The organism is Bradyrhizobium sp. NP1 (assembly GCF_030378205.1).
GTDB lineage: Bacteria > Pseudomonadota > Alphaproteobacteria > Rhizobiales > Xanthobacteraceae > Bradyrhizobium.
The window spans coordinates 462,875-486,626 of sequence record NZ_CP127385.1; the positions used below are offsets into that span (position 1 = coordinate 462,875).

The following is a 23,752-nucleotide window of genomic DNA, read 5'->3' on the forward strand; positions in this document are numbered from 1 at the left end:
TCAAAATTGCCTCGCCAGCTCTACCGCCTGTCTCTTTCCGGCGTCGATCATGTCCACCGCGCGGCCGTCCCAACTGTGTTCGACGGTAAGATTTACGACACTGCGAACGCCTATGAACCGCAGCCAAAATTCAACGTAACCGCTGAGATATTCGAAGCCTGGCTGAGAGACAGTTTTGAAGCCGGCCGCGTCGCTTTGTCCCCTGACATACGCAACGAAAGCCTTATCAATGCTCAATGACGGCCCATAGAACTCTCCGTCGAACGTAAACAGCATGTTTCTTTGACAAGACAGATCAATCAGCTGCTTGAGTTTGTAAGGGACAGAGAAATTCCACATCGGCACGCCCAGGACGATGCGGTCCGCCCGTTGGAAGCGTGAGGCCAGCTCTCTGATCTTTTCCCATGTTGCCGCTTCGACTGGCGTCATCGATTCGCCGGAGACACCCTTGTATTTTGCGTCGATTGCTTCCGCGTCGAACTCGGGAAGTTGCTCTTGCCAGATATCCAACCTGTCAATTGTGACGTCGCGAACGCGCTCTTTATATTCCGAGAGGAATGCATTGACGACAGCGGTGGACGCAGATTTTTCCTTTCGCGGCGAGGTCACTATGTTCAAGATATTCATTTTCGTTGCCCTTCTCACGTAGGATGTACAGATCTCAAGCTATTCCGGCCGAGCTCAACCCGTGGAGACATCTGCGGCAGGCTCAGCCGCGTGGCCTGATCGACGCAGCAGGAAAGCGCGGGAGATTCGGTTCCACCTCGTGCAAGACGAACAGGATGTCCTGAGGCGCGAGGTGCAGGCGCTCGCCGAACAGTCTGACCGCTTGGTCCGCAAGGGTGGCGGCGGTTGCTGTCGGCCTCCCGCTGGAGATGACGACCTCAACGACCATGAACCGATCGGTTCTGTCCGTTGCGTAGTCGGGGAAGCGGGGATCTACCAGGAGGTCATCCCGGTCGACCTCGAGAAAGCGGTGAAAGCGGTCGGCTCGGTGATAGCCGGCAGCCACCCGAGCTTCCAACATTGCCTCCGATAAGCGGGACTTGTCGGTTGCGCTGAGGCCGCGCCGGACGGTGAATGTTACAAAAGGCATCTCCAGTCTCCACGGTTTAGGATGTACCAACTGCGTTGATGCGCTGAGTGAGCGCCCGCCTTGGCCCAAGCCTGATCTCATCTCGCTCCAATAAGAGGCGCGCAGCGCGGCGATCCACCCTGCGCGCCCCTTCAGCGCGGACTCACGAGAGGAGCGTGGCCCCGAAGCCAATCTCGACCTTCATCAGTTTGGAGACAGGGCAACCGGTCTTTGCTTTTGCGGCGATTGACTGAAACGCGGCCTGGTTGATTCCTGGTATCTTCGCGGTGACGGTGAGATGGACTGAGGTGATGGAAAAGCCGTCGCCGTCCTTGTCGATGACAACTTCCGATTTGCTGTCGATTTGCTCCGGCACGAAGTGCGCCATGCCGAGTAGTCTAACGAACGACATGGTGAAGCAGGCGGCGTGAGCCGCCCCAAGCAGTTCCTCCGGATTGGTGCCCGGGTTTTCACCGTAGCGGCTGAAGAGCGTGTACGGATAGGTTTCCAGCGCACGGCTCTCGGTCGAGACCGAGCCCTTGCCTTCTCGTAGGTCGCCGTTCCAGGTGGCAGATCCAAAGCGTCTCATGGCTCCTTGCTCCTTTCGTGCTGTGCATGTGCTGGATTCGTCAGGCTTGCTGGCCGGCCGCTTCCAGGATCAGCCGCGCAATTTCGTCGGGGTGGGAGATCAGCGAGAGATGGCTCGCCCTCACCTCGATGGTTTTCGCGCCCATTCGCTTGGCCATGAAGCGTTCGAGATCCGCATTGATGGTGCGGTCTTCGGTTGAGACTGCGTAGTAGCTCGGCTTCGAGCGCCACGCCGCGTGCGTGGTCTTGCCCGTGAGCAGAGCCTTGTGGAACGGCTCCTGCACGGCGTAAAGCACTCTGGCCTTCGCCTCCGGCAGGTCGCCGGCGAAATCGCGCAGGAAAGCCTCCTCGGAAAGCCGTCCTTCATCGCCATCGAAGACGATGCCGGCGCTCGCGGGCGGCGTCGGATAGGTCTTGGCCAGCGCCGTGTAATCCTCGTTCGCATCCGGCGCCCGCGCCGCCACGTAGACCAGCGCCGAAACGTTCGGATGCATGCCCGCCTCCGTGACGATCATGCCGGAAAAGGAATGGCCGACCAGAACGGTCGGGCCATCCTGGCGCGCCAGCACGCGCTCGGCGGAAGCGACCGCTTCGGGCAGCGTCGTCAGCGGGTTTTGCACGGCGGTGGCATTGAGTCCCGCCGCCTGCAGCCGTGCGATCACCTCCGACCAGCACGATCCGTCGGCAAACAGACCATGCACGAGCACGACGTTGCGGGCCTTCGCTGGCGTTGAGTTTGCGGCCATGCCACGTGCGGAGATCAGCGAAGCTGCAGCACCGGTCACGAGGGCGGCGGAAAAAGCGCGTCTGTTGATCATCATGATATCTCTTCCTTCAAAGGATAGGTGAGAATGTCTGGTTGCATGGCGTGGCGGCGCAGAGCGGCGCCGGACGCCTGAGATTCCGATATCGTGTCGCCGTTCACCGCCTTTCTGTCGCCCTGCCCTGCATGGGCTCAAGCTTTGAGCAGCGTGTCGACCTCGGGCGAACGCACGATGGTCCCGTCACGCACGAAGGCGTCGTGGTTGTCCTCGATGCTGTCGTGGTCGTAGAGATAGTTGACCATGATGCCGAAGGATTCCTGGATGCCGCGTGGCGCGTTGTTGCCGAGCCAGTTGACACGTTCGAGCCGCGCGCCGTTGCCGAGGTGAAAGCGCGCTACCGGGTCGATGCGTATCGAGGGTCGCCGCGTCAGATAGCGGGCGCAAAGCCGCAGCAAGGGCGCGCGTAGCTTCTCGCTCCGCGCCGGGTCATGCCACCAGCCGTCGCGTTCGAGTTCGGGCAACAACGCGGCGTCGGGATCGCTTCCTTCCGCAAGCCGCTGCATGAGCCAGCGCCGGAAGCCCGGCACCGGCGACAGGGTGGAGAAGCGCGTTAGTTGCGGAAACTCCGCCTGCAGCTCTTCGACCACCTGCTTGATCAGGAAATTGCCGAACGATATGCCGCGCAGGCCGTCCTGGCAGTTGGAGATCGAATAGAAAATCGCGGTGTCGGCGCGCGCAGCCTGCATCCGTGCGGCCTCTTCATCCGTCTCGAGTGCGAGCAGCGGCGGCATGGCTGTGGCCAAGCCCTGCACCAGTGCGACTTCGACGAAGATCAGCGGCTCGCCGGGAAGTGCCGGATGGAAGAATGCGAAGCAGCGGCGGTCGGGCGCGAGACGCCGCCGCAAATCATCCCAGCCCTTGATCTCATGCACCGCCTCGTAGGCAATCAGTTTTTCCAGCACCGCTGCCGGTGACTGCCAGTCGATGCGCCGCAGCTCGAGAAAGCCGCGGTTGAACCAGGAGGCGAAGAGATGCTTGAGGTCGGCATCGAGCAGCTTCAACTCCGGCTCGTCGTGCAGACGCGCGGTGAGTTCGCTGCGCATCGCGATGAGCGCGCCGGTGCCGCCGGGCGCCATGTTCATGCGCCGCAGCAGCTCCTGCCGGGGCGGATCGGCGGCCCGCGCGAGAGCGGCTGCGGCTTCCGCCGTGCCATCGGCGAGATAGCGCTCCGCCGCCGCGCGCAGCGCCGCTCTATCGGGCTGAAACTCCGTCGCAAGATAGCGCTGGAAGCTGTGCCGGTCGTCTGCATCGAGAGCGCGCAGAACGTGGTGAAGTTCGCGGGAGACCTGCGCGCCGGACGCCTCGCTGCGTTCCGATTGCAGTGTCGCCGCGAGCTGTTTCGCGCGATCGACCGGCGCGGGATTCGCGTTCGACAGGCCGCTTGAGGTTTGCATCTTCTGGCTCATGGTTGTCTCCCGTCTTCAACCGTGGAGGACTGTGGCGGGGCGGAATCTCGCCGGCGGCACGTAAAGTCCGCCTGACGCCGTCACGAGGTCCTCGATGGTTTGGGCCGCGAGCCAGTCGCGGGTTGCGGTGCTGACGTCGATGCCGAGATCGGAGGGGAACATCGCGATGCCGCGGCGACGCAGGACGTCGGTTATTTCGGACGACTGTCGCTTGCCGAACTCGGTATCGCCGGCGACGGCGCGCAATGCCGCTTCGCGTTCCTGCGGCGATCGGCAACGCAAAAGGTTGGCCACGCCACGTTCGGTCACGACGTGGGTGACGTCGTCGCCATAGATCATCACCGGCGGTAGCGCGAAACCGGCCGAGGCTGCGAGGTCGAACGCGTCGAGCCGGTCGACAAAGCTCGGTGCGCCATTCGGCTGATGGGTCTGAACCATCTGCACCACGAGCTTGCGTCCGCGCAGGCTCTCGCCCGCTTCCTGGCCGGCGCGCAGCCAGGTGGGACTGTCGTGGCGGCGGCCGCGTGGGTCGGCACCCATGTTCGGCGCGCCGCCGAAGCCCGTGATGCGGCCCTTGGTAGCCGTCGAGCTATTGCCCTGCGCGTCGATCTGCAGCGTGCCGCCAATGAAGAGGTCGCAGGCATATTGACCGGCGGCCTGGGCGAGCGCGCGGTTGGACCGCAGATTGCCGTCGGCGCCAACCGGGAATATATCGGCGCGGCTCGAGACATAGCGTTCCATACCCAGCTCGGAGCCGAAGCAATAGACGCTGTCGACGAAGCCGGCTTCGATCGCGGGGATCAGGGTCGGGTGCGGGTTGAGCACGAAATGCCTGGCGACCTTCCCCTTCAGCCCGCGCTGCGCGGCGTAGGTTGGCAGGATCAGCTCGATCGCCGCGGTTGCATAGCCGATGCCGTGATTGAGCCGTCGCACCTGGTAGGGCTCGTAGACGGCAGCGATCGCCATCATCGCCATCAGCACGTTCTCGTTCCTGATCTTGGCGGGATCGCGCGTGAACAGCGGATCGATCAGATACGGCTTCGGGCTCGGCACGACGACATCGATCCAGTCGCCGGGTACGTCGACCCGCGGCAGGCGGTCCACGATCTCGTTGACCTGCGCGACCACGATGCCGCCGCGGAACGCCGTCGCCTCGGTGATGGTCGGCGTGTCTTCGGTGTTGGGGCCGGTGTAAAGGTTGCCGTTGCGATCGGCCTTGTCGGCGACGATCAGCGCCACCCGTGGCGTCAAGTCCACCAGCATGCGGGCGTAGAGTTCGAGATAGGTGTGGATGGCGCCGATCCTGACCGCGTTCGCAGCGACGAGTTCGGCAAGCTTGCGGCTTTGCGGCCCCGCATAGGAGAAATCCAGGCGGTTCGCGATACCGCGCTCGAACACGGCGAGATGGTCGGGCAGCGCCAGCACAGACTGCACCATGTGCAGGTCGTGCACCCGCGCAGGATCCACCTTCGCCAGGGCTGAGGCGAGAAAATCCGCCTGCTTCTGATTGTCGCCTTCGATCGTCACCCGGTCGCCGGGTTCGATAATTGCCTCGAGCAGCCGCGTGGCGAGATCGGCGGGGCAGACTTTTCCGTTCGTGCCTCTGAGCGCGGCAACCCGCGCGAGACGGGAAGCGCGATCCGTTCCGCGTCGTACCGTGTCCAACATGATGGACCTCCTTCGCTGTCCTTGAAGCGAGAGGTAGGAGGCCGTCATTGATTATAGGAGCGATATTTTATAATATGATTGATCGCAAAACAGGATCAATCGCATGCTGGATTTCGAGCTGTTGCGCGCCTTCGTTGCCGTCGCTGATTGCGGCGGCTTCCACCGTGCCGCGGAGCGGCTCAACCTGACCCAGTCGACGGTGAGCCAGCAGATCAAGCGGCTTGAGCTCGAGACCAAACGGCCCTTGTTCCGGCGGACCACGCGTAGTGTCGCACTGACCGACGATGGCGAGATGCTGCTCGGCGACGCGCGGCGCCTGTTGCAGCTCGAGGAAGCGGCCCGTCATCGACTGGCGGCGCCGCGGCTGTCTGGTACCGTGCGTCTTGGCGTGGTCGAGGAGGTCGCCGGCGGCTCGCTGCCTTCGGCGCTCGGCCGCTTCGCCACGCTCAATCCGGGCGTGAAGCTCGAGGTGCAGATCGGCGTCAGCGCGGAGTTGATCGAGCAACTCAATGCGGGGCGGCTTGACGTCGTGTTCGCGAAGCGCCCGGTCGGAACCTCGAAAGGGCGTCTGGTGTGGCGTGAGCCGCTGGTCTGGGCCGCGGCCGAGACGTTTGACCTTGTTCGTGGTGCGGCGCTGCCGCTGGCCCTGTATCGCGAGCGATCGGTTTCTCGCGAGATTGCGCTCGCCGCGCTCAATGACAAGGAGGTGATCTGGGAGATCGTCTATACCAGCCCCAGTTTGACAGGCGTGCGCGCGGCGGCGCTCGCGGGCCTCGCCATCACTCCGCTTCCCGTCAGCGCGCTGATCGCGGGCTTGCGCATTCTCGGTGCGGAGGAGGGGCTGCCGCCTCTTCCTGACCTTGAGTTCGCGATCTACGAGAAGGCGCGGCCCGACAAGGCCGCCGCGGCACTTGCTGCGGTTCTGCTGACGCTTGCACAGGGACCCTCACGCCCGGCGATCTGAGATGAACCGGCACTGCAATCGTCGAGAGCCGGCTGTGGGACAATCGCGTCCTTGCGGGGACGCCCGGCTCTGGCACGAAGCGGTCATTCAACAAAATTGGCGATGTCGGTTATGTGGCATCGACGGAAGTCCGGCAACCCGGCATCCCTTTTGAATTTGCCGGCGTTCAGGCTGCATTCACTGACCACGGTCCACGCTCGGCGTAGGAATCCGCGAGCCCGCAGCCGGAGCCATCATTCAGCCTGATAGGCGGCTATCCTGTCGCCCGCGACTGATCAAGCCAAGGAGCCATCACAATGAAGCCCCTTCGATCATCGCTTTTCGCGCTCATGCTGGGCGCGGCCATCCCTGCGCATCTGATCGTGCCGGCCCACGCCCAGGTCGCGGTCGATGTCAGCGTCGAGATCGCGCCGCCGCCGCTTCCCTATTACGAGCAGCCGATCATTCCGGCGGAGGGCTATATCTGGGTGCCGGGCTACTGGGCCTGGGATCCGGCCGAGGGTGACTACTACTGGGTGCCCGGCACCTGGGTCGAGCCGCCGCAGCCCGAGCTGTTATGGACGCCGGCCTATTGGGGCTGGGTCGGCGGCCGCTACCTCTTCCATCCCGGCTATTGGGGACGCGAGGTCGGCTTCTACGGCGGCATCGACTATGGCTACGGCTACACCGGCGAAGGCTATTACGGCGGTCGCTGGGACCGCGGCGTGTTCTTCTACAACCGCACCGTCAACAACGTCACCAATGTGAGGATCACCAACGTCTACAATCAGACGGTGGTCGTCAACAACACCGTCAATCGCGTCAGCTTCAACGGCGGCAATGGCGGCACCACGGTGCGGCCGACGCCGCAGCAGGAAGCCGTCGCCCGCGAGCGCCATGTCGAGGCGACGCCTGTGCAGCGCCAGCATGTCGAGGCCGCGAGCAAGGACCGCGCGCTGTTTGCCAAGCAAAACCACGGCGAGCCCGCGGTGGCGGCGACGCCGCGCGCCGGCACGCTGCAAGGCGAAGGCGTCACGCGCGCGAGCCGCACACCGGTCGGGCCTGCGACTGCGCCCAACCGCGAGCCGGGCCGCACCGAGCAGCCGTCGCCTCAGGGGCATGAACTGCCGCGTCCGGGCCAGGACCTGCCGCGCCCGGCGGAAGCAGGCAAGGAACTTCCGAAGGCGGAAGGGCGTCCACCGGCCGAAGAGCCGCGTCGTCTGCCGCAGCAAATGCCGAAGGGGGAACCCGCGCGTCCGGCCGAGATCAATCGCGAGGCGCCAAAGGTAGCGCCGGGGCGTCCGGCTGAAATGAACCGCGAGCCGTCGCGGGTCGAGCCGCGACCCGAGCCGAGGGTCGAGCCGCGCCGGCCCGAGGAACGGCCGATGGCACCCGCGCCGAGAGTCGAAGAGCGGCGGCCACCGTCGCCTCCGCCGCAGGCCGCACGGCCGCCCGCCGAGCCGCCGCGCATGGCGCCGCCGCCGCGGCCCGCCGCACCGCCGCCGCGTCCACCGGCCCGCGAGGAAGAGAAGCGCTAGAGCATGATCCGGAAAAGTGTGTAGCGGTTTTCCCTCGCGACAAACGCGGAACGCGTTTGCGTGGAGATCATGCTCAATCAAGAACCTAAAGCGCGATGACGATTCAACCCGGGACATGCGCAACGCCTGTCCGCACGGCTTATTGAGCGAGCAGATCCTGCCAGTCAGCGGGCACCTTTCCACGCGGCCCGGGGACCGGCTGATCCGGGGGATGCGATGAAGGGGGACGCAGCTCAGGGCCGGCGAAGAACTCGTTCGTCCGGTAATCGTAGAACCACTCCTCGCCGGGCTCGAAGCTGCAGATGACCGGATGACCGGTTGCCCGAAAGTGCTTCGTGGCGTGCTGGTTCGGCGAGTTGTCGCAGCACCCGACATGCCCGCATTCGGCGCAGCGACGCAGATGCAGCCACCATTTGCCTGTTCTCAGGCATTCCGCGCAACCCGTGCCGCTCGGCTCCGCATCGAGATTGATGCCTCTGTCGCTGGACGTCATGGCTGGCCTCCTAGTTCGGTCATGAGCGATGATAGCGTCATTCGCGTCCGCCGGCCATGGAGACGGCGCCGCCAGCACGCAGCGTGTCGGTGTCGATCCCGCGACACCATCGGCCAACGAAAATTTCGTTACCCGGATGCACTTCATTGTGAAGCGGCGGCCCGCCGCCCCCGCGTAACGGTCCGCGCGGCTCTCGCGTAGGAGCTGTCACGAACGCAGTGCGCAGCGATGCACTGCGATGATCTTGTCGAGGGAAGAAGTGGTTCACATGAAACCGTCGTTCAACATCGCCGAGAGAGGCGAGGGGTCTTACGCCCTGCTGGCGATCCTGCGCTGGGTCATCGTCGTGATCTTCGTGTCGTTCGGCATGCAGAAGTTCACGCTGCAGTCGGCCCAGGGCATCGTCCAGTTCATCAGCAACAGTCCGTTCATCTCCTGGCTGTCGGTATTCGGCTTAAGGGGCGAAGCCTATGTGCTCGGTGTCGCCGAGCTCGGCATCGCGGCGCTGCTTGTGGCGGGCGCGTTCAGCCCGATCCTGTCGGCCGCCGGTGCGCTGATGGGGGTGATCACCTTTGCGATCACCTGGTCGTTCTTCTTCACGACGCCGGGCGTCGTGCAATGGAGCTGGTCGACCGACCCGATGGCCTGGAATCTGGCCGGCGAGTTCATCTTCAAGGATATCGTTCTGCTCTGCGTCTGTGCGGTGCTGTTGCTGGCCTCGCTGCCGCGGCGCCACCGCGCTTTGGCGTGAAAAGAGAGCCGCGGGTCGCTCGACCCGCGGTCCGTATCATGCACGAGGCGGCGCCGGCCGTGCTCGCTCAGTCTTCCCGCTCGAAATGCGGCGGCGAGAAGTAGCCGGGCGGGAAGTGGAGCTGGAAGCGGCCGATCGAACGGTAGTCGCCCAGATTGTTGCTGGGCTGCGGCGTGTTGTAGCCGGCGAACACGATCGTCACGGTCCGCTCGTCGGTATAGACGGCTTGCGGATCATAGGCGCGGCCGGAGAAGAAGTTCGTGGTGAAGCCTTCGCCCGGCGGCACGAACGGCGCGACCTGCGCCGCGGTCAACGCGTCGGCGCCGCCCGCGTTTACCAGCGGCGCGTTCAGCGGATATTTGCGCGGGCCTGCCGGATCGACCACCATGTCGGTGGACAGGATCGGATTGTCGAAGCCGCGCACCACATGCCACTTCAGAAGGTCCTGCGCCGAGCGAACCGGACCGTCGGTCTCGGCGTAACCGATGAAGTGGAAGCCGTCGGAGTCGTTGTCGAGGCAGTTGCCGGCGCCGAAGAACATGCCGTAACGGCCGTCCGCGATGCGCAGGATGCTGCCGCTGCCGAGCCAGCGGATGCCGTTGAGCGCGACCGTGGTCGGGTCCTGCAGGCCGTTCGCCGCACCCGCATCGGTGAAGTTGATGCCGTCGGTCGTGGTGGCGACGCGGATCGTGATCACGTCGTGGTTCGTCTTGCGCGGCTTCTTGTTGACCAGGTTGGTCAGGGCGAAGGCGGGCGTCGACGGGCACACCTGGCTCGGCGGGAAGCCGGCGTCGCCCGGCGTCAGGCTCTTGGCCACATAGATGACCGCGGTCTTGTCCTCCATGTGCACCGCGCCGAGGATCGCGTCCGGCGTGACGAGGCCGGCGGTCGTGGTGGCGCTGGCTTCCAGTTTCGGATAGCCGGCGGAGCCGAGCGGGCTGACATAGCCGAAATCAGGCAGGCCGCGCAGCGGCTCTTCGGATTCGCGATGCAGGCGGTGGACGACAAGCTGGTCGCTGTCGATATGGCCGTTGGCGCGGTTCAGATGATAGATGTGCTGGGTGCCCTTGACGCGAAGGACGAAGGCGTGGCCGAGGCCGTTGTCGGCGGCGTTGGCGTTCGACGAGCCGTACGGCGTCTTCTGGCCGTTGACGTTCACGTTCAGATTGTCGGGATCGGTCGCATCGAACGGGCAGTAGGGATTGAGCGCCAGCGCCTTGCCGGTGAAGATCCAGCTCTCGCCCCAGTCGGTCGAGATCGCCGACACCGTCGCCTCTTCCTGGTTGCGCGGACGATAGTCGAAGAAGCCTTCGAGCACGTCGCCGCGACGGCGCACGAACGGGAAATAATAGGGCTGCATCACGCTTCGCTCGTGATTGATCGTGTGCTCGCCGTTCACCGCGCACAAGTCCGCATAGGGCGTGCCCGACAGCGCGGGATTATAGGGCGGCGTCAGCCCGGCCGCCGGCACGATGCCGGAGGCATCATGGTGGAAATGCCGGCCCGCTTCATGCAGCGTCCACGGTCCGCGGTGAATCGACGATTGCCTGAGGCTGTTCGGAACGTAGGAAATCGTGGGGTCTGCGGCCGCCGCCGATGCGGCGGCAAGCAGTGCAATGGCGGCTGCCGTGCCAAGGCGCAAGCTTGTCATCATGAAAAATCCTTCGGGGAGTTGCGTGACGCCACGGCGAGACTTCGCCGAGCAGGGCGCTTCCTAGCAGCCACGACCCACGGGCCTGTGACAGTTTGTCGTAGCCGCCGTCTTGTCCACGCAAAGTGCGGCGTCAGCGCCTCGATGTCGTCAAATCTTCATCGCTTTATCGCGCCTGCTTCACACCGTCGTCAAACGCGAGCCGCGCGTGCCCGACGGCGCGAATGCCGCAGTCATCCTTCCGAAAATGGCCATCGACTATTTCAGTGATCGCTGGTCGCGGTCACCATGGGAAATAGGCGCCAGATCACGCAGCGGAACCCGCCCCGGCGTGAAGGTCGCGCGCGAAACATGGGCCGCCGGTCCCGCCGAACACGGCCCTCAATCACGGAATATCACCACCCTGATTTGCTTCGTTCACATTTCGTTTTGTCCCGCTAGACACGGTCGGCCCGTGCCCTACTTGCCCTGCCAAGAGAGCCATCTGCCAGAGCCATCTGCCCATTGTCGTCGACGGGCAGGTCGTCGGCGGCGTTGGCGCCAGCTTCGACGCCGCGGACCATGACGCGGAGATTGCGCGCACGGGCCTTGCGGCACCGACGCCGCAAGACAGCGGCGCGATCGATCGCGGCAGGCGGCGCTCTGCAGCGGTCCCGGAGGGTCGTCGAACCAATGCGTGTACGCTTAGAAGGAAAACTCACATGTCGTCAGAGAACCAGTTGCCCGATCAAAATCACCGACCTGCCGCCGCGCAAGCCGACAGCGAAACGCGCGGCGCGGATAGCCGTGCCTTAATGACACGGTGTGCCGTGAGCGCATGCGTCGCTATCGTCTCGACGCTGCTTTTTGTAGGGTCGCAGGCCGCCTGGGCGCAGAGCGCCGGCGCGTCGGCGGCCAATTCAGCCGCTTCGGAGCTGACGGCCGTGGATTACAATTTCGTGGCCGAGGCCAATCTCGGTGCGCCCTTTCAGATCGACTCAGGGCGGGTTGCCGAAGCAAAGGCGACCACCGGCAGCATTCGCGATTATGCTCATCTGATGGTGGTCACCCACATCCCGGTCGTCGATGCCCTCAACAAGATCCTTCAGCAGAGGCATATCAGCGCTCCCGCCAACACGCTGCTGGATGGCGCCTATCACGCCATGGTCGCGTCACTGAAGGCCGACGATGGCGCCGCGCTGGATCGCGACTATGTCGAGGGCCAGGTTGAATATCAGAAGGGTAACGCGGCCCTGTTCCGGAACGAGATCCAGAACGGTTACGACCCGCAGCTCAAGGAATTTGCGCGGGCGACATTGCCGAAGATCGAAGACCATCTGCAGCGCGCCCTGGTGCTGGCCAGGGATGCCAAGCTCGGCAAGGCTGCGTCGGGCTGAATTGTCCAGCGCGGGGCGCCGGCGCGCTCAAAAGCGAAAGCGCACGCCAACGGTTGGATCGATGTTGTTGCGCTGGAGGAAGCCGAAGGCCAGGCCGCCATTCACCTGGTTGAACATCACGCCGAAATAGGCATCCCATTTCGGCGCAAACCGCCAATCGACCGCAGCGGAAATCGCGTCATAGGTCCCGGCGCATTGCGCATGCTGGCTGCCGAAGCACGGAGCCGGCCCGCCGGCGGCGGTGCCGAAATAGGAATTCTGGATGTAGTGGTAGTAGCCGCCGATCACGTCGAGCTGGTCGGTCACGGCGTATTTCGTGCCGATCCACATCACCTGCAGGATCTTGTTGCCGAGCCCGTTCACGCCGAAGGCTGCATTGTTGATGTTGGTGTTGTTGAACGCGGTGCAGCCCGCGCAAATGAAGTTGCCTGAGACATCCGTGAAAGCGGCCTGCGGATCGTTGGGCGCGGAATAGCGGATATATTCGTAGCCGGCGAACAGCTTCAGCGCGCCGGCCGTATATTTGGCGACGAACATGCCGGCATCGTTGTTGGAAATTGTCGCGGTCAGGGTCTGCGGCAGGAACGGCGGGATGGGAGTGCCGAACGCGTCATTGCTGCCCGGCGCGAGCCCGATCGCCGCGGAATCGCGCACATGGCTGAAGATGGCATCGACCGCGAGCACGCCCCTGCCCCAGGTCGGGATGTCGGCGCCGACGCCGAACTGATAGGCGCCGTTGGAGCCGTTGTTCTCGGCATAGCCGCCGACCTGCCACAGCGCAGCCATCCGGAAATTGTTGAAATTGACCCGGTATTTCACCGAGGTCGAATGCCTGCAGTTTTCGGTGTTGCCGCCGCCGCAGGTTATTCCCTGGAAGCCGATCGGCGAGAAGGCATAGGAGGCGCCGAACGGATCGTAGTCGAACACCGCATCCAGCGTCAGCGAGTTCTGTCGGAAGAAGGTCAGCGTTCCGTAAGTGGGCGAGCTGACGCCGACATAGCCCTGGCCGTTGTAAAACTGGCCCGCGCGACTCGAACTGGCGAAGGCGGTTTGCTGGTTTTGCGGGATGCCGGCGTTCGCGGCAACCGATCCCGGCCCGTCCGAGAGCCGCAGCGAATAGGGGTCGAAGCCGGCGTCCAGATCGAATACGACGGAAAAGTCTCCGCCGATCGATTCCTTTCCCTTGATGCCGATCGTGGAGTTGCTCAATGCGTTGGGCGCAAGGCTCCATTGCGCGGACCTGTTCTGCTTCTGGATCACGTAGGAGGCGCCGACCGCGGATCGCGAGTCGAACGGCGCGCCGTGGCTCTGCCAGCCGCCGCCCATGTCGACGATGCCGAACAGCGTGATGCCGTGCCAGGTGAGCTGGCAGTTGGTCGTGATGAAGTCTTCGGGATTGGCGCATGGAGGCGGCGTGGCCGCCAGATCCGTCGCCGCTGCCGGCGTCTTGGTCGGCAGGGCGTCGGCGGCCCACGCATCCACGGCGGTCAGGAGGGCGACGGCTGCGAAAAGCAACGTGACACAAAAACCACGCCTTGCCACGAGAAAGCTCCCTGTGACCGGGAATCAGGCCGATATTCAAGCCTGCCTCGCTGATTAGTTGCTCGCAAGCAACGTTTGCCCGCGCCTCCCGCGCACCAAGAAAATTTTCGTGACCGTGATCGCCGCGCCACTATTGGAACCCGAGGCGTTCCGGCGGCTTTTGCGCTGACGCAAACCTTACGCCGGTTCCTGCGACTAATCTGCGTCAAGATCGTTTGTTGCTTTGGACCGTGTGGGAGCGCGCGTATGAAGAAGGACGATGTGACATGTTCCGAATGCGGGGCCGGCTTTCGCCGGCTCGAATTGTCATCTGAGCCTGGAAACAAGGGCGAATACCGCTGCCCGGCCTGCGGCGAGGTTCTGGAGGTGTTCGACGGAAGCCATTTCGTTGCGTACCGCCTCACGATCGAGCCTTGCGCGCGCGCAATGAAAGACTAGACGCCGGGGCAGCCGCGGGCCCCATCGAGGGAACCAACCAGGCGGATTCCGGCGTCCGTCAGCGCCTTCGCGCCGCGAAGCGTGCGCGCAAGGCGCTCGCGAAAGCGTCCGCCACCGGCTCGAGCCGGCCGAGCGGATGGCTGCGGATCATCACCACGTCGAGATGCATCTGATGTCCGCGCAGCGAGAGGCTGCGCAGCGCCTTGTTGCGCGGATGCCGCGCGACCGAGCGGCGGGTGGCGAGCGCAAGCCCGAGCCCGCGCGCCACCAGCGATAGCTGCAGGTTCTCGTCCCTGACCTCGGAGTGCTCGCCGAGCGCGAGGCTCTCGCGCTGCAGCGCCGCGTCCAGCACCTCGCGCGTGCCGGTTCCCTTCGGCTTGACGATCCAGGGCAGGCGCGCGAGCGCGGCGAGTGTCGGCCGTCCACCGATCGCGGAACCCTTTGCGGCGACGAAGACAAGCGGCTCGCGTCCGACGATCGCCCCCCTGACCTCGACCGGCAGCGGCAGGTCCGGCCGGGTCGGAATCACCGCGATGTCGAGGCCGCCCTGCCGCACCATCTCGATCAGCGCGGGGTGCCAGTCGGTCCGCAGGCTGATCGAGACATTCGGAAAGTCCTGCCCGATGCCGTGCACGCAGGCGGCGATCTCGTCGTCGGCCAGCACATAGCCGACGCCGATGCGAAAGTTTCCGGACGGTGGATGGTCCGGCGCGAGGCCGGCCTTGAGGTCGGCGACATCGCGCAGGATCGCGCGGCAGCGCTGCAACAGCGCGCGGCCGGCCGGTGTGATCGCGGGCGGCTTGGTCCGCCGGTCGAGCAGCGCGGTGCCGAGCTGCTGTTCGAGCCGCTGCAGCTGACGCGTCACCGCCGACTGCGTCAGGTTGAGCCGCGCCGCCGTGGCCTGCACGGTGCCGGCATCGGTGAAGGCGACGAAGGCGCGCATCTCGCTGAGCATGATTGCCGTTCCGGAATAATCATCATGAGTATTATTCGCTTTGAACATAGCGGCGCAGGCGGCAGGATGGCAACCGCCGTCAGCCGGTGAGGTCAATCCGGTCAAACGCCGGCGGAAAGGCTATTGCGATGCTCGTTCAGGTCGCGTTGAAAAGGTTGACGAACGCGCCACCGCGGATCGCCTCGGTCGTCGAGGCCGCGATCGAGCAGGCGCTGCCGGAGGAGACGGCGTTCTGCTTCGTCCAGGGGGCGCTCGAAGGCGAGGCAGGGGTGCAAGCCGCCCCTGGCGGCCCGCATCTCGCGGTTCTGATCCATGCCGGGCGGGGCTATGCGGCGCGCGACAAGCGGCGCCTGTTCGGGCGCATTCTCGACGGGCTCGAGTGTGAACTGGCGATCGCGCGCGCAGATGTCGTGATCGGCATCGTCGAGACGCCCGCTGTCAACTGGTCGGCAGGTTATGCCGAGCGGCAATGGCTGGAAGGGTTGAGCTACCGCCTGCCCTGACAAGGGGTTCGTGGCGCCTCACGGTCTTGTGCGAGAACAGCGCAACGCAGGCCTGCCGCAGCCAGCGGTGGCCGGCGTCGCGGTGGTAGCGCTCGTGCCAATATTGCGCGACCATGATCGGCGGCATCGACAGCGGGGGGCGGAAGGCGACGAGCCTGAGCCGTTCCTTGAGCGCTTCGGCGAGATTGGATGGAATGGTGGCGATGCCGTCGCTGCCGGCGGCGACCAGCGCCGCGGCGATGAAGCTCGGCAGTTTCAAGAGCACGCGCTCGGGCGCGATCGCGGCTTCGATGCTCTGCTGCGCGATCTGATGCGCGGCATGTCCGGTTTCCGAGGCGGTGACGAGGATGTGCTGCGCGGCGCGGAATTCGCCTGGCCGCGCGAGGTGGTCGCGCCTGGGATGGTTGCGCCGCGCCACGCTGGTGTAGCCGTCGGTGTAGAGAAGCTGACGGCGCAGGTCGCGCGGCGCCTTTGCATAGGCGCCGAGCGCGAGGTCGGCTTCGCCGGTCGAGAGCCGTGCCTCGAAATGACGGGAGTCGAGCGGCAGCGCCTCGAGCTTCAGCCTCGGTCCGCTGGCCGCCAGATGCGCGGTCACGGCGGGGAGGAACAGCAGCATGCCGACGTCGCTGACCAGCAGCCGGAACAGGCGGCTGGAAAGGCGCGGGTCGAACGGCGCATGCTCGGGATCGAGCAGGCCCCTGGCGCCGCTCAGGAGATTGTTCAGGGGCGCGAGCAGCTCTGCGGCCTTGGGCGTCGGCCGCATCATTTGCCCGTCGCGCACCAGCAAGGGATCGTCGAGCTGGGCCCGCAGCCGCGCCAACGCCTTGCTCAAGGTCGGTTGCGTGACGCCCAGCCGCGCGGCCGCCCGGGTCAGGCTGCCTTCGCCCAGCATCGCCTGCAGCAAATGCAGGTCGCGAAGCTGCAGGTCGAGATAATTCCCGTTGGGCATGGACGTCATTCCCGATTAGGCATCGCGGCATCGTGGTCCGCGCTCTAGGCTTGGTCAAGGCCGCCGGCGACGCATCGCGGGCCAGCGAAGGAAGACATCAAGGGGACGAAGACGTCACAGGAACAAGGAGCGGACCATGCCGAAATTCAAGATCGAGCCGCATTTCCGGTTGCAGGAATGGGTCGCCGAGGAAAAGGGCTATTTCCGCGACGAAGGTCTCGACTACGAGTTCAAGGAATTCATCCGGTCGAGCGACGGGGCGCACCACGCCACCCACGGGCAGAGCGGCGCTTTCCAGAGCATCGAGAAGGGCCGCGAATCCAACATCACCTGCGCCTGCCATTGGACCGTCAACGTCGCCGCCTCGCGCGGCCACACCAAACTGTTCGCGGATGCCTATTCGGTGGCGCCATCGGGCATCTTTGTCGCGGCGGACGGCGCGATCGCCTCGCCCGCCGATCTCGCGCACGTGCCGATCTCGGTCGGCTACCAGTCGGGCAGCCACTACGCGACCATCCAGGCGCTGGAGGGTTACCTTTCGCGCGAGGAGATCAACCTGTCGTTCGACGAGGGCATGCTGTTCAGCCGCATGGAGGCGTTCTTCGAGGGCGGGACGAAGGCCGCGACGCTGTTCGGCGGTCCCTATTACTTTGCCGAGCAGCTCGGCTACCGCAAGATCATCGACACCACCTTCATGATCGGCGCGATGGTCAACGGCGATCCCGACATGGAAGACGTGCGGCGCTACTTCCAGGCGCTGCGCCGCGCCCAGCGCGACATCGATCTGCGGCCAGAGCTCTATACGCATTACTACAAGATGGAATTCCCCGAACGCTTCCACGCTCGAATGGATACGCGGCGCTGGGGCCCGGGCGAGCGCATCGTGTTCGAGCCTTACAGCCGCCAGGTCTTCGAACGCTCCTTCGGCTGGATCGCCGAGCACGGCATCTTCGAGCCCGGCAGCATGGGCGCGGGCGACTACGACAAGGCGGTGGTCTCGCTCAGTGCCGGCTGATGCAGCCACGCGCGGCTGCGGTTCGGCCCCGTGCGCGGCGCGCGGGGCTGAACCGGGTTTTCTTGCGAGAAGCGGTTACTGCGCGATCGCCTTGTCGTGCGCGGCAAGCCCGACCGCCTTGTAGTCGTAGGTCGGATAGAACTCGGTGCGATAGGCGCCCCAGGCCATGGTCTCGAAGATGCGGTTGACCTCGCGCAGCCGCGAGGCCGGCAGGCGCAGCGTCACCACCTGGCCGATCCCCATCATCACATACCAGCTCACCACTTCGACGCCGGCGGGCGGAAACGCCTTGTAGTAGCCCTGCCGCTCGAGCTGCGCGTTGAGTTCGCCGAGCGGACGCGACTGGTCGTGCTTGAGGAAGATCGTGAGCATCACTGCGTTGTCGGGTGTCGGCGTCGCCGCGTCGGTCGGCGTGGTCTGTGTCCGTGCCGATGAGGTCAGGGTCAGGCCTCCGGCCAGTACGGCCATCGCCAGCAACAATCCGCGTCTGCCACGCATCGCTATTCTCCCTTGGGAATGTCCCCCGCCTCCAGGGTCTTTTTAGGCGATCATTGCGACAGAACGCCTGCCTGTAAACGCCGAACCGTCTTCGCGGTGCCGGCGATCAGAGAGGAGCTGCCCAATCTTGTCGCAGCGCGATTGTGAGACAGCTCACAAGGGATTGGTGGCCGCGGCGCTATGGATGGGGACGGCAGGGCCAGTCAGCTTCGAGGGCCGGGCGATGAACATGCGGCGAATGGCGTATTGGTGGTTCAGGTTCGTCGTCTCGGGCCGCTTCATCGCGACGTTCTTCAACCTGCGGCGCACACGGAGCCTCGAGAGCTCGGTCCGGCAGCCCGGTGAAGCGGCCGAATCGAGCGCCGCTAGCTCTGGCCGATCAGCTTGAGGCAGGAATTCACGGAATGGCTCACCGCGTCGCGCCCGCGCCATGCCAGATGGCCGAGGCGGCGCATCAGCGACCCGCCGCCGCGCAGGCTGCGCGATCCCAGCACGTGGCCGACCTCGGGCGGGAAGCGGCTCACCTCGGATTCGATCAGCGCGGCGATGCTGTCCATCAGGTGGCGCAGGCGCCGACCCCAGTCGGAATCGTCGAGCTCGTTGATCCGGGTCTGCAACGCGTATTCGGCCTCATAGATCGCGACCAGGATCTCGCGCGCCACCAGCACGCGGTTCCGGCGCAGCGCCATGCGCAGCGTCGAACGCGCATCCTCGATCTGGTCGAGCGCCATCGAGACGGTGATGGCATAGGGCGTCGTGGCGATGTCGGCCGCTTTCTTGCTGGCGGCCGCCCGGGTCGCCAGGAAGATCAGTTGCCACGGCGTCTTCAGCCGCCTGGCGACCATCGCGAGCCCGAACGGCAGCGCGTCGGCATGCTCCTTCTTCAGGCCGTTCAGCAGCGTTCCGACCTTGCCCTGGATCGCCTCGTCGAAATTGTCGATCTTCACCGGCAGCGCCGCGTCGAATTTCGTCAGCGTCTCGCGCGCACGCAGCACGATCATCATCTTGGTGAGGTCGCGATAGGCTGATTGTGCGGCCGTGTAGGTCGCGAGCTTGGCGCGCGTCTGCTCGGCGCTGTCAGGCGAGGCGAGCGCGTTCTCCAGATATTTGACGACCTTGGTCTGGAAGGTCGCTGCCGCCTTGCGCAGCTCCTTCGGCTTGTCGGAGGTGGCGAGCTTGCCGACCTCGTCGACATAGTCGCGCGCCATCGTCGGCAGATCGCGGATGATCCACTCCCAGATCGGCAGCAGCGAGCCGCGCGGTATCCTGCCGGCATTGTCGTGCTCGGGCGCGCCATCGACCAGCACCGGCTCGAGCGGCGCGAAGAACAGGCGCGCGGGATCGCTGATGCGGCTCTGGCTGCTGCCGTCCTTGCGGAATTCGGCGCGCAGCTTGGCCTGGATGTCGCTGGAGCCCGAGATCTCGACGCCGCAATGTTCGAGCCGCTCCAGCTCCGCGAGCAGACAACTCCGCGTCAGCGGACTGAGCCGCTGCAGGAAGTCCCAGATCCGCTCGGTTTGCTTCATGGCGCGCGAGGTCCGCAGCTCGATGGCGACCGGGAGTGGTCGGCCGATGCGTGGAGGCATTTGCGCGCTCCCAACCGCAACAGCAGCCAACGGTAATTTCGTAAATATTGGCTTTAGCCGTACCGTAAAAATACGGAATGCAGGCGACCTCGCGCGCACCGGATGGAGCGGCAGGGCGGTCAACAGGCGGGCTCGCCGAGGGCGCGGCGGCACGGGAACACCGTAATCTTACTGGGCACGAATTTAACTGCGGATCCGCCTCAGTTCCGTTAAACAACTGAGATGCCGCACGAAAAGCGCTTGCCCGATTCGACCGTCGCGAAGTGGATCGAATCCGGCACGCCTCTCAGCGAGGCAGACCTTGCCAATTTGCCGCTCGCCGTGCCGCTCACCGGTGAAACCGCCGCGGCGATCCTGCGCGAGCTCAACGGGCCGCTGACGGCACTGTTGCTCTATATGGGCGAAATCAAGCTGCACAGCCGGCGACTGATCGAGGCCGACGGCGATCGCAGCTATTTGCAGCAGATCATCGAGAATGCGCTGCAGCAAACCATGCGTGTCTGTGCCTTTGTCGAGCGGCTTTCCGGGGCGCAGCTTGGGGCGGCGCGTCCCGCTGCAACCGGCGATGACGATCGCAATGTTCCGCGCGCAGCACCGGCATCAGTCGCCGGCCGCAAGCCGCTCACCCGGCGCGAGCGCGAGGTCTTGAAGCTGATCAGCGAGGGGCACACCAACAAGCAGGGCGCCTTGCGCATGCGCATCAGCCCGCGAACCTTCGAGAGCCATCGCGCCGAGGTGATGCGCAAGCTCGGCGCGCGCAATACTGCGGATCTGGTCCGCGCGGCGCTGCTCTACCGCGAGGATTGAGGGCCCGCGGTCGGCCGGCGGTCGATGCGCAGCGGTCCGCGACGGCTTGACGATTTCAGCAATAATCTTCGGCGAACAGGCGTTCGGGCGGCACGAGCCGTGCGCTCGACGGCGGGGTTTGCTTCGGCGCGCTCGGAACGATCGTGATGGTCCAGCGCGGCGGAATGCTCGCGTTCATCTCCCGCACGGATCGAACATAGCCTGTCACGGTGGCGCCGCCGCTCCTGACCGTGGTGGTCCTGCCGTTGAACTGAGCGATACGGAAACGACGGGCTTCCTTCTGGTCGGCCGTCTCGAACGTGAACATGATGCTCTCCTGTGGCGGCGGCATCATCGTCATTCATGGTTAGCCATGTATGAAAATCACCAGCCGTAGAAGTACGGCCGCAATCGTCCGCGGGGGGCCGGCTCATGGCGTCGGCAGCCGCCGCCGATACGCGGTCTGACGGCCTCGTGGCATTCCCAGGCGGAGCGCCGCAGCGCCGCGCTGATGATCTCGATATGTCCGCGGCAAGCTCGTGCGGATCAGAAGGTTGCGCATGGCTGCACTGCGATCGGCCACAAGGCGGAACTCCGCGAGGTCCCACTATGCGGCAGGAACACCTGCGAGGGAACCGCGCCGGCTTCGATCAGCATCGCGTTCCCGGCGCTTGAGATGCGGCTGCAGCGCGCGGAAATCGGTGTCGCAGAGCGCTTGCAGCAGGTGGTTGGGCGGACGCTTCGACATCGTTGTATTTTCGCAAGTATGCAATTCGGATAAAGCCTATACATTGTACCGGGCAGACACGCGGGTCGCTTTGCAGCCGAAATGGGATTACGCAGCGATTCACCGCAGCAATCATGAGCGGAGGGAAGCATGCCGCGTATTCTCGTCGTCGATGACGATCCGCTGGTCTGCAGCGCGGTCCAACTCTGCCTGGAGCGTCAGGATTTCGAAGTTGTGATCGCTGATGGCGGGGAAGCGGGACTGCGCGCGCTTGAGGGCCAAGCCTTCGACCTGATGCTGGTCGACATCTTCATGCCGCACATGCGTGGCTTCGAGTCGATCAGGATCTTTCACGAACGCGCCCCGGCGGTTCCGCTGGTGGCGATGTCCGGCTACGCCTTCGCCAGTCTCAATGCGCCGGCGCCCGATTTCCTGAAGATGGCGCTCGAGCTCGGCGCGTCGCGATGCCTGCGCAAGCCGTTCACGCCGGCGGCGCTGCTGATGGCGGTGAGGGAGTGCCTGTCGGAGACGGACGCGCGCGGGCAGCGCGACGCCGGCTGAGCGGAGCCGCGCCGCCTCGCACGTGCGCATGCCGGTCTGCCGCGCCGGTAGGCCCCGGGCCGGTGCGTCGATCCTCCGTTGCTGCCGTAGTTGTACGGACCGCGGCTTAACCAGTCGGTAGGGTTAAGTGTGCAGGGTGGCCGGCGCGCTGCACATGTAACCGTGCAGCGGTTCTAGTTGCGTCTGTCCAGAAGGATATGAGTATGACCGGCATTGTGCTTTCGGCCTCGGTTCGCCAGAACCTGCTTTCGCTGCAGTCCACCGCTTCGCTGCTTGCTACCACTCAGAATGACCTCGCCACCGGCAACAAGGTCAATTCGGCCCTCGACAACCCCACCAACTTCTTCACCGCCCAGTCACTGAACAACCGCGCCAGCGACATCGGCAACCTGCTCGACGGCATCGGCAACGGCGTCCAGGTGCTGCAGGCCGCCAATAGCGGCATCACCTCGCTGCAGAGCCTCGTCGACAGCGCCAAGTCGATCGCCAACCAGGTGCTGCAGAGCCCGCTCGGCTACTCCGCCAAGTCCAGCATCACCTCGGCCGCCATCACCGGCGCCACCGCCAACAACCTGCTCGGCACCACCGGCACCAACGCCACCGTGACCGGCACCGCCGTCAACAACAACCTGACCTCGGCCGTCGCCATCACCAGCGCCACCACGCTGTCGGGCGCCGCCAACACCGACTCGCTGTCGTCAGCCATCTCCACCGGCGACACCCTGGTCGTCAACGGCACCACCTTCTCCTTCGTTGCCGGCTCGACCTCCACGGGCACCAATATCGGCGTCGGCGACACCGTTGCCCACCTGCTCTCCGCGATCGATACGGTGACCGGCGCCACCACCGCCTCCAGCGTCAACAGCGGCAAGATCACGCTGTCCACCGGCACCAGCCAGAACCTGGTGATCTCCGGCACCGCGCTTGGCAAGCTCGGCTTGACCGCCGGCACCACCAATGTCGGGCCGCCCGCCTTGTCCGGCGAGACCTTGACGATCAACCCCACGGGCGGGGGAACGGCGACCTCGATCACCTTCGGCACCGGCAACGGCCAGGTCTCGACGCTGAACGGATTGAACGCGGCGCTGGCCGGCAACAATCTGCAGGCGACGATCGATGCCGCGACCGGCAAGATCAGCATCACCACGACCAACGACGAGGCATCCTCGACGATCGGCACGATCGGCGGCTCGGCGACCTTGAGCGGCGCGGCCTTCAACGGGTTGACCCCGGCGGCGCCGGTGGCCGATCCGAACTCGCAGGCGCAGCGTGCGAGCCTGGTCGCGCAGTACAACAACGTGCTGGCGCAGATCAACACCACGGCGCAGGACGCCTCGTTCAACGGCGTCAACCTGCTGAACGGCGACACGCTGAAGCTCGTGTTCAACGAGACCGGCAAGTCGACGCTGAGCATCTCCGGCGTGACCTTCAACGCCGTTGGCCTTGGGCTGTCGACGCTGACGGCAGGCACCGACTTCCTGGACAACGCCTCGGCCAATAAGGCGCTGACCACGCTGACGACGGCCTCCTCGACGCTGCGCTCGGAAGCTTCGACGCTGGGTTCGAACCTGTCGATCGTGCAGATCCGCCAGGACTTCTCCAAGAACCTGATCAACGTGCTGCAGACCGGTTCGTCGAACCTGACGCTCGCCGACACCAACGAGGAAGCGGCCAACAGCCAGGCGCTGTCGACCCGCCAGTCGATCGCGGTCTCGGCGCTGTCGCTCGCCAACCAGGCCCAGGCCAGCGTGCTGCAGCTGCTGCGCTAAACCGCATAATATTGAATCGAAAGCCAAACGGCGGGGGAAACCCCGCCGTTTTTGCGTTGGCCGCACCGTGCGCGCCCCTCCGTATTTCCACGGACCATGAAATTAACGGA

The 23,752-nt window shown here is 65.0% G+C and carries 25 protein-coding genes; 10 read left to right on the forward strand and 15 right to left on the reverse strand.

Annotation, left to right across the window (positions count from 1 at the left end; all coding sequences use genetic code 11):
* The 6 genes from QOU61_RS02255 to mdcA form a co-directional block, all read right to left on the reverse strand.
* Positions 1–627 carry an FMN-dependent NADH-azoreductase gene (locus QOU61_RS02255; RefSeq protein WP_289656527.1) on the reverse strand — a complete coding sequence of 209 codons (627 nt, stop codon included), beginning with the start codon at positions 625–627 and terminating at the stop codon, positions 1–3.
* Positions 628–709: 82 nt separating this feature from the next.
* Complete coding sequence (locus QOU61_RS02260; RefSeq protein ID WP_289656528.1) at positions 710–1,096, reverse strand: tautomerase family protein; 387 nt, start codon at positions 1,094–1,096, stop codon at positions 710–712.
* 142 nt (positions 1,097–1,238) lie between these two features.
* Complete coding sequence (locus QOU61_RS02265; RefSeq protein WP_289656529.1) at positions 1,239–1,664, reverse strand: OsmC family protein; 426 nt, start codon at positions 1,662–1,664, stop codon at positions 1,239–1,241.
* A 40-nt stretch (positions 1,665–1,704) separates the two neighbouring features.
* Positions 1,705–2,484, reverse strand: a complete 780-nt coding sequence (locus QOU61_RS02270) for an alpha/beta fold hydrolase (protein WP_289656530.1) — start codon at positions 2,482–2,484, stop codon at positions 1,705–1,707.
* Between the two features lie 134 nt (positions 2,485–2,618).
* Positions 2,619–3,893, reverse strand: a complete 1,275-nt coding sequence (locus QOU61_RS02275) for a malonyl-CoA decarboxylase (protein WP_289656531.1) — start codon at positions 3,891–3,893, stop codon at positions 2,619–2,621.
* A 15-nt stretch (positions 3,894–3,908) separates the two neighbouring features.
* Positions 3,909–5,561: a malonate decarboxylase subunit alpha gene (gene mdcA / locus QOU61_RS02280; RefSeq protein WP_289656532.1), complete on the reverse strand. Its 1,653-nt coding sequence runs from the start codon at positions 5,559–5,561 to the stop codon at positions 3,909–3,911.
* A gap of 103 nt (positions 5,562–5,664) precedes the next feature.
* Here mdcA and QOU61_RS02285 point away from each other — a divergent pair, with 103 nt between their 5' ends.
* Positions 5,665–6,525, forward strand: a complete 861-nt coding sequence (locus tag QOU61_RS02285) for a LysR substrate-binding domain-containing protein (RefSeq protein ID WP_289656533.1) — start codon at positions 5,665–5,667, stop codon at positions 6,523–6,525.
* A gap of 296 nt (positions 6,526–6,821) precedes the next feature.
* Positions 6,822–8,042, forward strand: coding sequence for a hypothetical protein (locus QOU61_RS02290; RefSeq protein ID WP_289656534.1), 1,221 nt, complete (start codon positions 6,822–6,824; stop codon positions 8,040–8,042).
* A 139-nt stretch (positions 8,043–8,181) separates the two neighbouring features.
* On the opposite strand, the gene QOU61_RS02295 is transcribed toward QOU61_RS02290, so the two are convergent.
* Complete coding sequence (locus QOU61_RS02295; protein WP_289656535.1) at positions 8,182–8,535, reverse strand: UBP-type zinc finger domain-containing protein; 354 nt, start codon at positions 8,533–8,535, stop codon at positions 8,182–8,184.
* Between the two features lie 268 nt (positions 8,536–8,803).
* Between QOU61_RS02295 and QOU61_RS02300 the strand changes: the two genes are divergently transcribed.
* On the forward strand, positions 8,804–9,286 hold the full coding sequence (locus QOU61_RS02300; protein ID WP_289656536.1) for a DUF417 family protein: 483 nt from the start codon (positions 8,804–8,806) through the stop codon (positions 9,284–9,286).
* Positions 9,287–9,353: 67 nt separating this feature from the next.
* Here QOU61_RS02300 and QOU61_RS02305 read toward each other — a convergent pair whose 3' ends face one another.
* A complete protein-coding gene (locus QOU61_RS02305) occupies positions 9,354–10,940 on the reverse strand; it encodes a hypothetical protein (RefSeq protein ID WP_289656537.1) in 1,587 nt (528 codons plus the stop codon).
* 698 nt (positions 10,941–11,638) lie between these two features.
* Here QOU61_RS02305 and QOU61_RS02310 point away from each other — a divergent pair.
* Positions 11,639–12,313, forward strand: a complete 675-nt coding sequence (locus QOU61_RS02310) for a DUF4142 domain-containing protein (RefSeq protein ID WP_289656538.1) — start codon at positions 11,639–11,641, stop codon at positions 12,311–12,313.
* A 27-nt stretch (positions 12,314–12,340) separates the two neighbouring features.
* Here QOU61_RS02310 and QOU61_RS02315 read toward each other — a convergent pair whose 3' ends face one another.
* On the reverse strand, positions 12,341–13,855 hold the full coding sequence (locus QOU61_RS02315; protein ID WP_289656539.1) for a porin: 1,515 nt from the start codon (positions 13,853–13,855) through the stop codon (positions 12,341–12,343).
* Between the two features lie 246 nt (positions 13,856–14,101).
* Here QOU61_RS02315 and QOU61_RS02320 point away from each other — a divergent pair, with 246 nt between their 5' ends.
* Positions 14,102–14,293, forward strand: coding sequence for a hypothetical protein (locus tag QOU61_RS02320; RefSeq protein WP_289656540.1), 192 nt, complete (start codon positions 14,102–14,104; stop codon positions 14,291–14,293).
* A gap of 58 nt (positions 14,294–14,351) precedes the next feature.
* On the opposite strand, the gene QOU61_RS02325 is transcribed toward QOU61_RS02320, so the two are convergent.
* On the reverse strand, positions 14,352–15,248 hold the full coding sequence (locus tag QOU61_RS02325) for a LysR family transcriptional regulator (RefSeq protein WP_289656541.1): 897 nt from the start codon (positions 15,246–15,248) through the stop codon (positions 14,352–14,354).
* A gap of 128 nt (positions 15,249–15,376) precedes the next feature.
* Here QOU61_RS02325 and QOU61_RS02330 point away from each other — a divergent pair, with 128 nt between their 5' ends.
* A complete protein-coding gene (locus QOU61_RS02330; RefSeq protein ID WP_289656542.1) occupies positions 15,377–15,751 on the forward strand; it encodes a tautomerase family protein in 375 nt (124 codons plus the stop codon).
* Here the strand turns inward: QOU61_RS02330 and QOU61_RS02335 are convergent.
* Positions 15,687–16,700, reverse strand: a complete 1,014-nt coding sequence (locus QOU61_RS02335; RefSeq protein ID WP_289656543.1) for a LysR family transcriptional regulator — start codon at positions 16,698–16,700, stop codon at positions 15,687–15,689. The genes QOU61_RS02330 and QOU61_RS02335 overlap by 65 nt on opposite strands.
* Positions 16,701–16,836: 136 nt before the next feature.
* Here QOU61_RS02335 and QOU61_RS02340 point away from each other — a divergent pair, with 136 nt between their 5' ends.
* Positions 16,837–17,715 carry an ABC transporter substrate-binding protein gene (locus QOU61_RS02340; protein ID WP_289656544.1) on the forward strand — a complete coding sequence of 293 codons (879 nt, stop codon included), beginning with the start codon at positions 16,837–16,839 and terminating at the stop codon, positions 17,713–17,715.
* 75 nt (positions 17,716–17,790) lie between these two features.
* Here the strand turns inward: QOU61_RS02340 and QOU61_RS02345 are convergent, their stop codons facing one another.
* The 3 genes from QOU61_RS02345 to QOU61_RS02355 all read right to left on the reverse strand — a co-directional run bounded on the left by QOU61_RS02345 (position 17,791) and on the right by QOU61_RS02355 (position 19,739).
* Positions 17,791–18,213 carry a hypothetical protein gene (locus QOU61_RS02345; protein ID WP_289656545.1) on the reverse strand — a complete coding sequence of 141 codons (423 nt, stop codon included), beginning with the start codon at positions 18,211–18,213 and terminating at the stop codon, positions 17,791–17,793.
* 153 nt (positions 18,214–18,366) lie between these two features.
* Entirely contained in the window at positions 18,367–18,495 is a 129-nt protein-coding gene (locus QOU61_RS02350; RefSeq protein ID WP_289656546.1) for a hypothetical protein, read from the reverse strand.
* A gap of 83 nt (positions 18,496–18,578) precedes the next feature.
* On the reverse strand, positions 18,579–19,739 hold the full coding sequence (locus QOU61_RS02355) for a hypothetical protein (RefSeq protein WP_354142551.1): 1,161 nt from the start codon (positions 19,737–19,739) through the stop codon (positions 18,579–18,581).
* A gap of 282 nt (positions 19,740–20,021) precedes the next feature.
* Between QOU61_RS02355 and QOU61_RS02360 the strand changes: the two genes are divergently transcribed.
* Positions 20,022–20,606, forward strand: coding sequence for a helix-turn-helix transcriptional regulator (locus tag QOU61_RS02360; protein ID WP_502876873.1), 585 nt, complete (start codon positions 20,022–20,024; stop codon positions 20,604–20,606).
* A 55-nt stretch (positions 20,607–20,661) separates the two neighbouring features.
* On the opposite strand, the gene QOU61_RS02365 is transcribed toward QOU61_RS02360, so the two are convergent.
* Positions 20,662–20,913: a hypothetical protein gene (locus QOU61_RS02365; RefSeq protein ID WP_289656549.1), complete on the reverse strand. Its 252-nt coding sequence runs from the start codon at positions 20,911–20,913 to the stop codon at positions 20,662–20,664.
* 549 nt (positions 20,914–21,462) lie between these two features.
* On the opposite strand from QOU61_RS02365, the gene QOU61_RS02370 reads away from it, so the two are divergent.
* Together QOU61_RS02370 and QOU61_RS02375 are read left to right on the forward strand one after the other, a co-directional pair.
* The gene (locus QOU61_RS02370) at positions 21,463–21,873 is read left to right on the forward strand and encodes a response regulator (RefSeq protein WP_289656550.1); all 411 of its coding nucleotides are present in this window, start codon (positions 21,463–21,465) and stop codon (positions 21,871–21,873) included.
* A 203-nt stretch (positions 21,874–22,076) separates the two neighbouring features.
* Complete coding sequence (locus QOU61_RS02375) at positions 22,077–23,642, forward strand: flagellin N-terminal helical domain-containing protein (protein WP_289656551.1); 1,566 nt, start codon at positions 22,077–22,079, stop codon at positions 23,640–23,642.
* The last annotated feature ends 110 nt before the right edge of the window (positions 23,643–23,752 follow it).

Bases quoted from the DNA above. Each gene is read 5' to 3' on its own strand.
- QOU61_RS02270 (WP_289656530.1), bottom strand. From the start codon at position 2,484: ATGATGATCAACAGACGCGCTTTTTCCGCCGCCCTCGTGACCGGTGCT.
- QOU61_RS02325 (WP_289656541.1), bottom strand. From the start codon at position 15,248: ATGCTCAGCGAGATGCGCGCCTTCGTCGCCTTCACCGATGCCGGCACC.
- QOU61_RS02355 (WP_354142551.1), bottom strand. From the start codon at position 19,739: ATGAAGCAAACCGAGCGGATCTGGGACTTCCTGCAGCGGCTCAGTCCG.
- QOU61_RS02365 (WP_289656549.1), bottom strand. From the start codon at position 20,913: ATGTTCACGTTCGAGACGGCCGACCAGAAGGAAGCCCGTCGTTTCCGT.
- QOU61_RS02290 (WP_289656534.1), top strand. From the start codon at position 6,822: ATGAAGCCCCTTCGATCATCGCTTTTCGCGCTCATGCTGGGCGCGGCC.
- QOU61_RS02285 (WP_289656533.1), top strand. From the start codon at position 5,665: ATGCTGGATTTCGAGCTGTTGCGCGCCTTCGTTGCCGTCGCTGATTGC.
- QOU61_RS02275 (WP_289656531.1), bottom strand. From the start codon at position 3,893: ATGAGCCAGAAGATGCAAACCTCAAGCGGCCTGTCGAACGCGAATCCC.
- QOU61_RS02305 (WP_289656537.1), bottom strand. From the start codon at position 10,940: ATGATGACAAGCTTGCGCCTTGGCACGGCAGCCGCCATTGCACTGCTT.
- QOU61_RS02260 (WP_289656528.1), bottom strand. From the start codon at position 1,096: ATGCCTTTTGTAACATTCACCGTCCGGCGCGGCCTCAGCGCAACCGAC.
- QOU61_RS02255 (WP_289656527.1), bottom strand. From the start codon at position 627: ATGAATATCTTGAACATAGTGACCTCGCCGCGAAAGGAAAAATCTGCG.
- QOU61_RS02330 (WP_289656542.1), top strand. From the start codon at position 15,377: ATGCTCGTTCAGGTCGCGTTGAAAAGGTTGACGAACGCGCCACCGCGG.
- QOU61_RS02335 (WP_289656543.1), bottom strand. From the start codon at position 16,700: ATGCCCAACGGGAATTATCTCGACCTGCAGCTTCGCGACCTGCATTTG.
- QOU61_RS02320 (WP_289656540.1), top strand. From the start codon at position 14,102: ATGAAGAAGGACGATGTGACATGTTCCGAATGCGGGGCCGGCTTTCGC.
- QOU61_RS02370 (WP_289656550.1), top strand. From the start codon at position 21,463: ATGCCGCGTATTCTCGTCGTCGATGACGATCCGCTGGTCTGCAGCGCG.
- QOU61_RS02310 (WP_289656538.1), top strand. From the start codon at position 11,639: ATGTCGTCAGAGAACCAGTTGCCCGATCAAAATCACCGACCTGCCGCC.
- QOU61_RS02350 (WP_289656546.1), bottom strand. From the start codon at position 18,495: ATGAAGCGGCCCGAGACGACGAACCTGAACCACCAATACGCCATTCGC.
- QOU61_RS02375 (WP_289656551.1), top strand. From the start codon at position 22,077: ATGACCGGCATTGTGCTTTCGGCCTCGGTTCGCCAGAACCTGCTTTCG.
- QOU61_RS02300 (WP_289656536.1), top strand. From the start codon at position 8,804: ATGAAACCGTCGTTCAACATCGCCGAGAGAGGCGAGGGGTCTTACGCC.
- QOU61_RS02340 (WP_289656544.1), top strand. From the start codon at position 16,837: ATGCCGAAATTCAAGATCGAGCCGCATTTCCGGTTGCAGGAATGGGTC.
- QOU61_RS02360 (WP_502876873.1), top strand. From the start codon at position 20,022: ATGCCGCACGAAAAGCGCTTGCCCGATTCGACCGTCGCGAAGTGGATC.
- QOU61_RS02265 (WP_289656529.1), bottom strand. From the start codon at position 1,664: ATGAGACGCTTTGGATCTGCCACCTGGAACGGCGACCTACGAGAAGGC.
- mdcA (WP_289656532.1), bottom strand. From the start codon at position 5,561: ATGTTGGACACGGTACGACGCGGAACGGATCGCGCTTCCCGTCTCGCG.
- QOU61_RS02295 (WP_289656535.1), bottom strand. From the start codon at position 8,535: ATGACGTCCAGCGACAGAGGCATCAATCTCGATGCGGAGCCGAGCGGC.
- QOU61_RS02345 (WP_289656545.1), bottom strand. From the start codon at position 18,213: ATGCGTGGCAGACGCGGATTGTTGCTGGCGATGGCCGTACTGGCCGGA.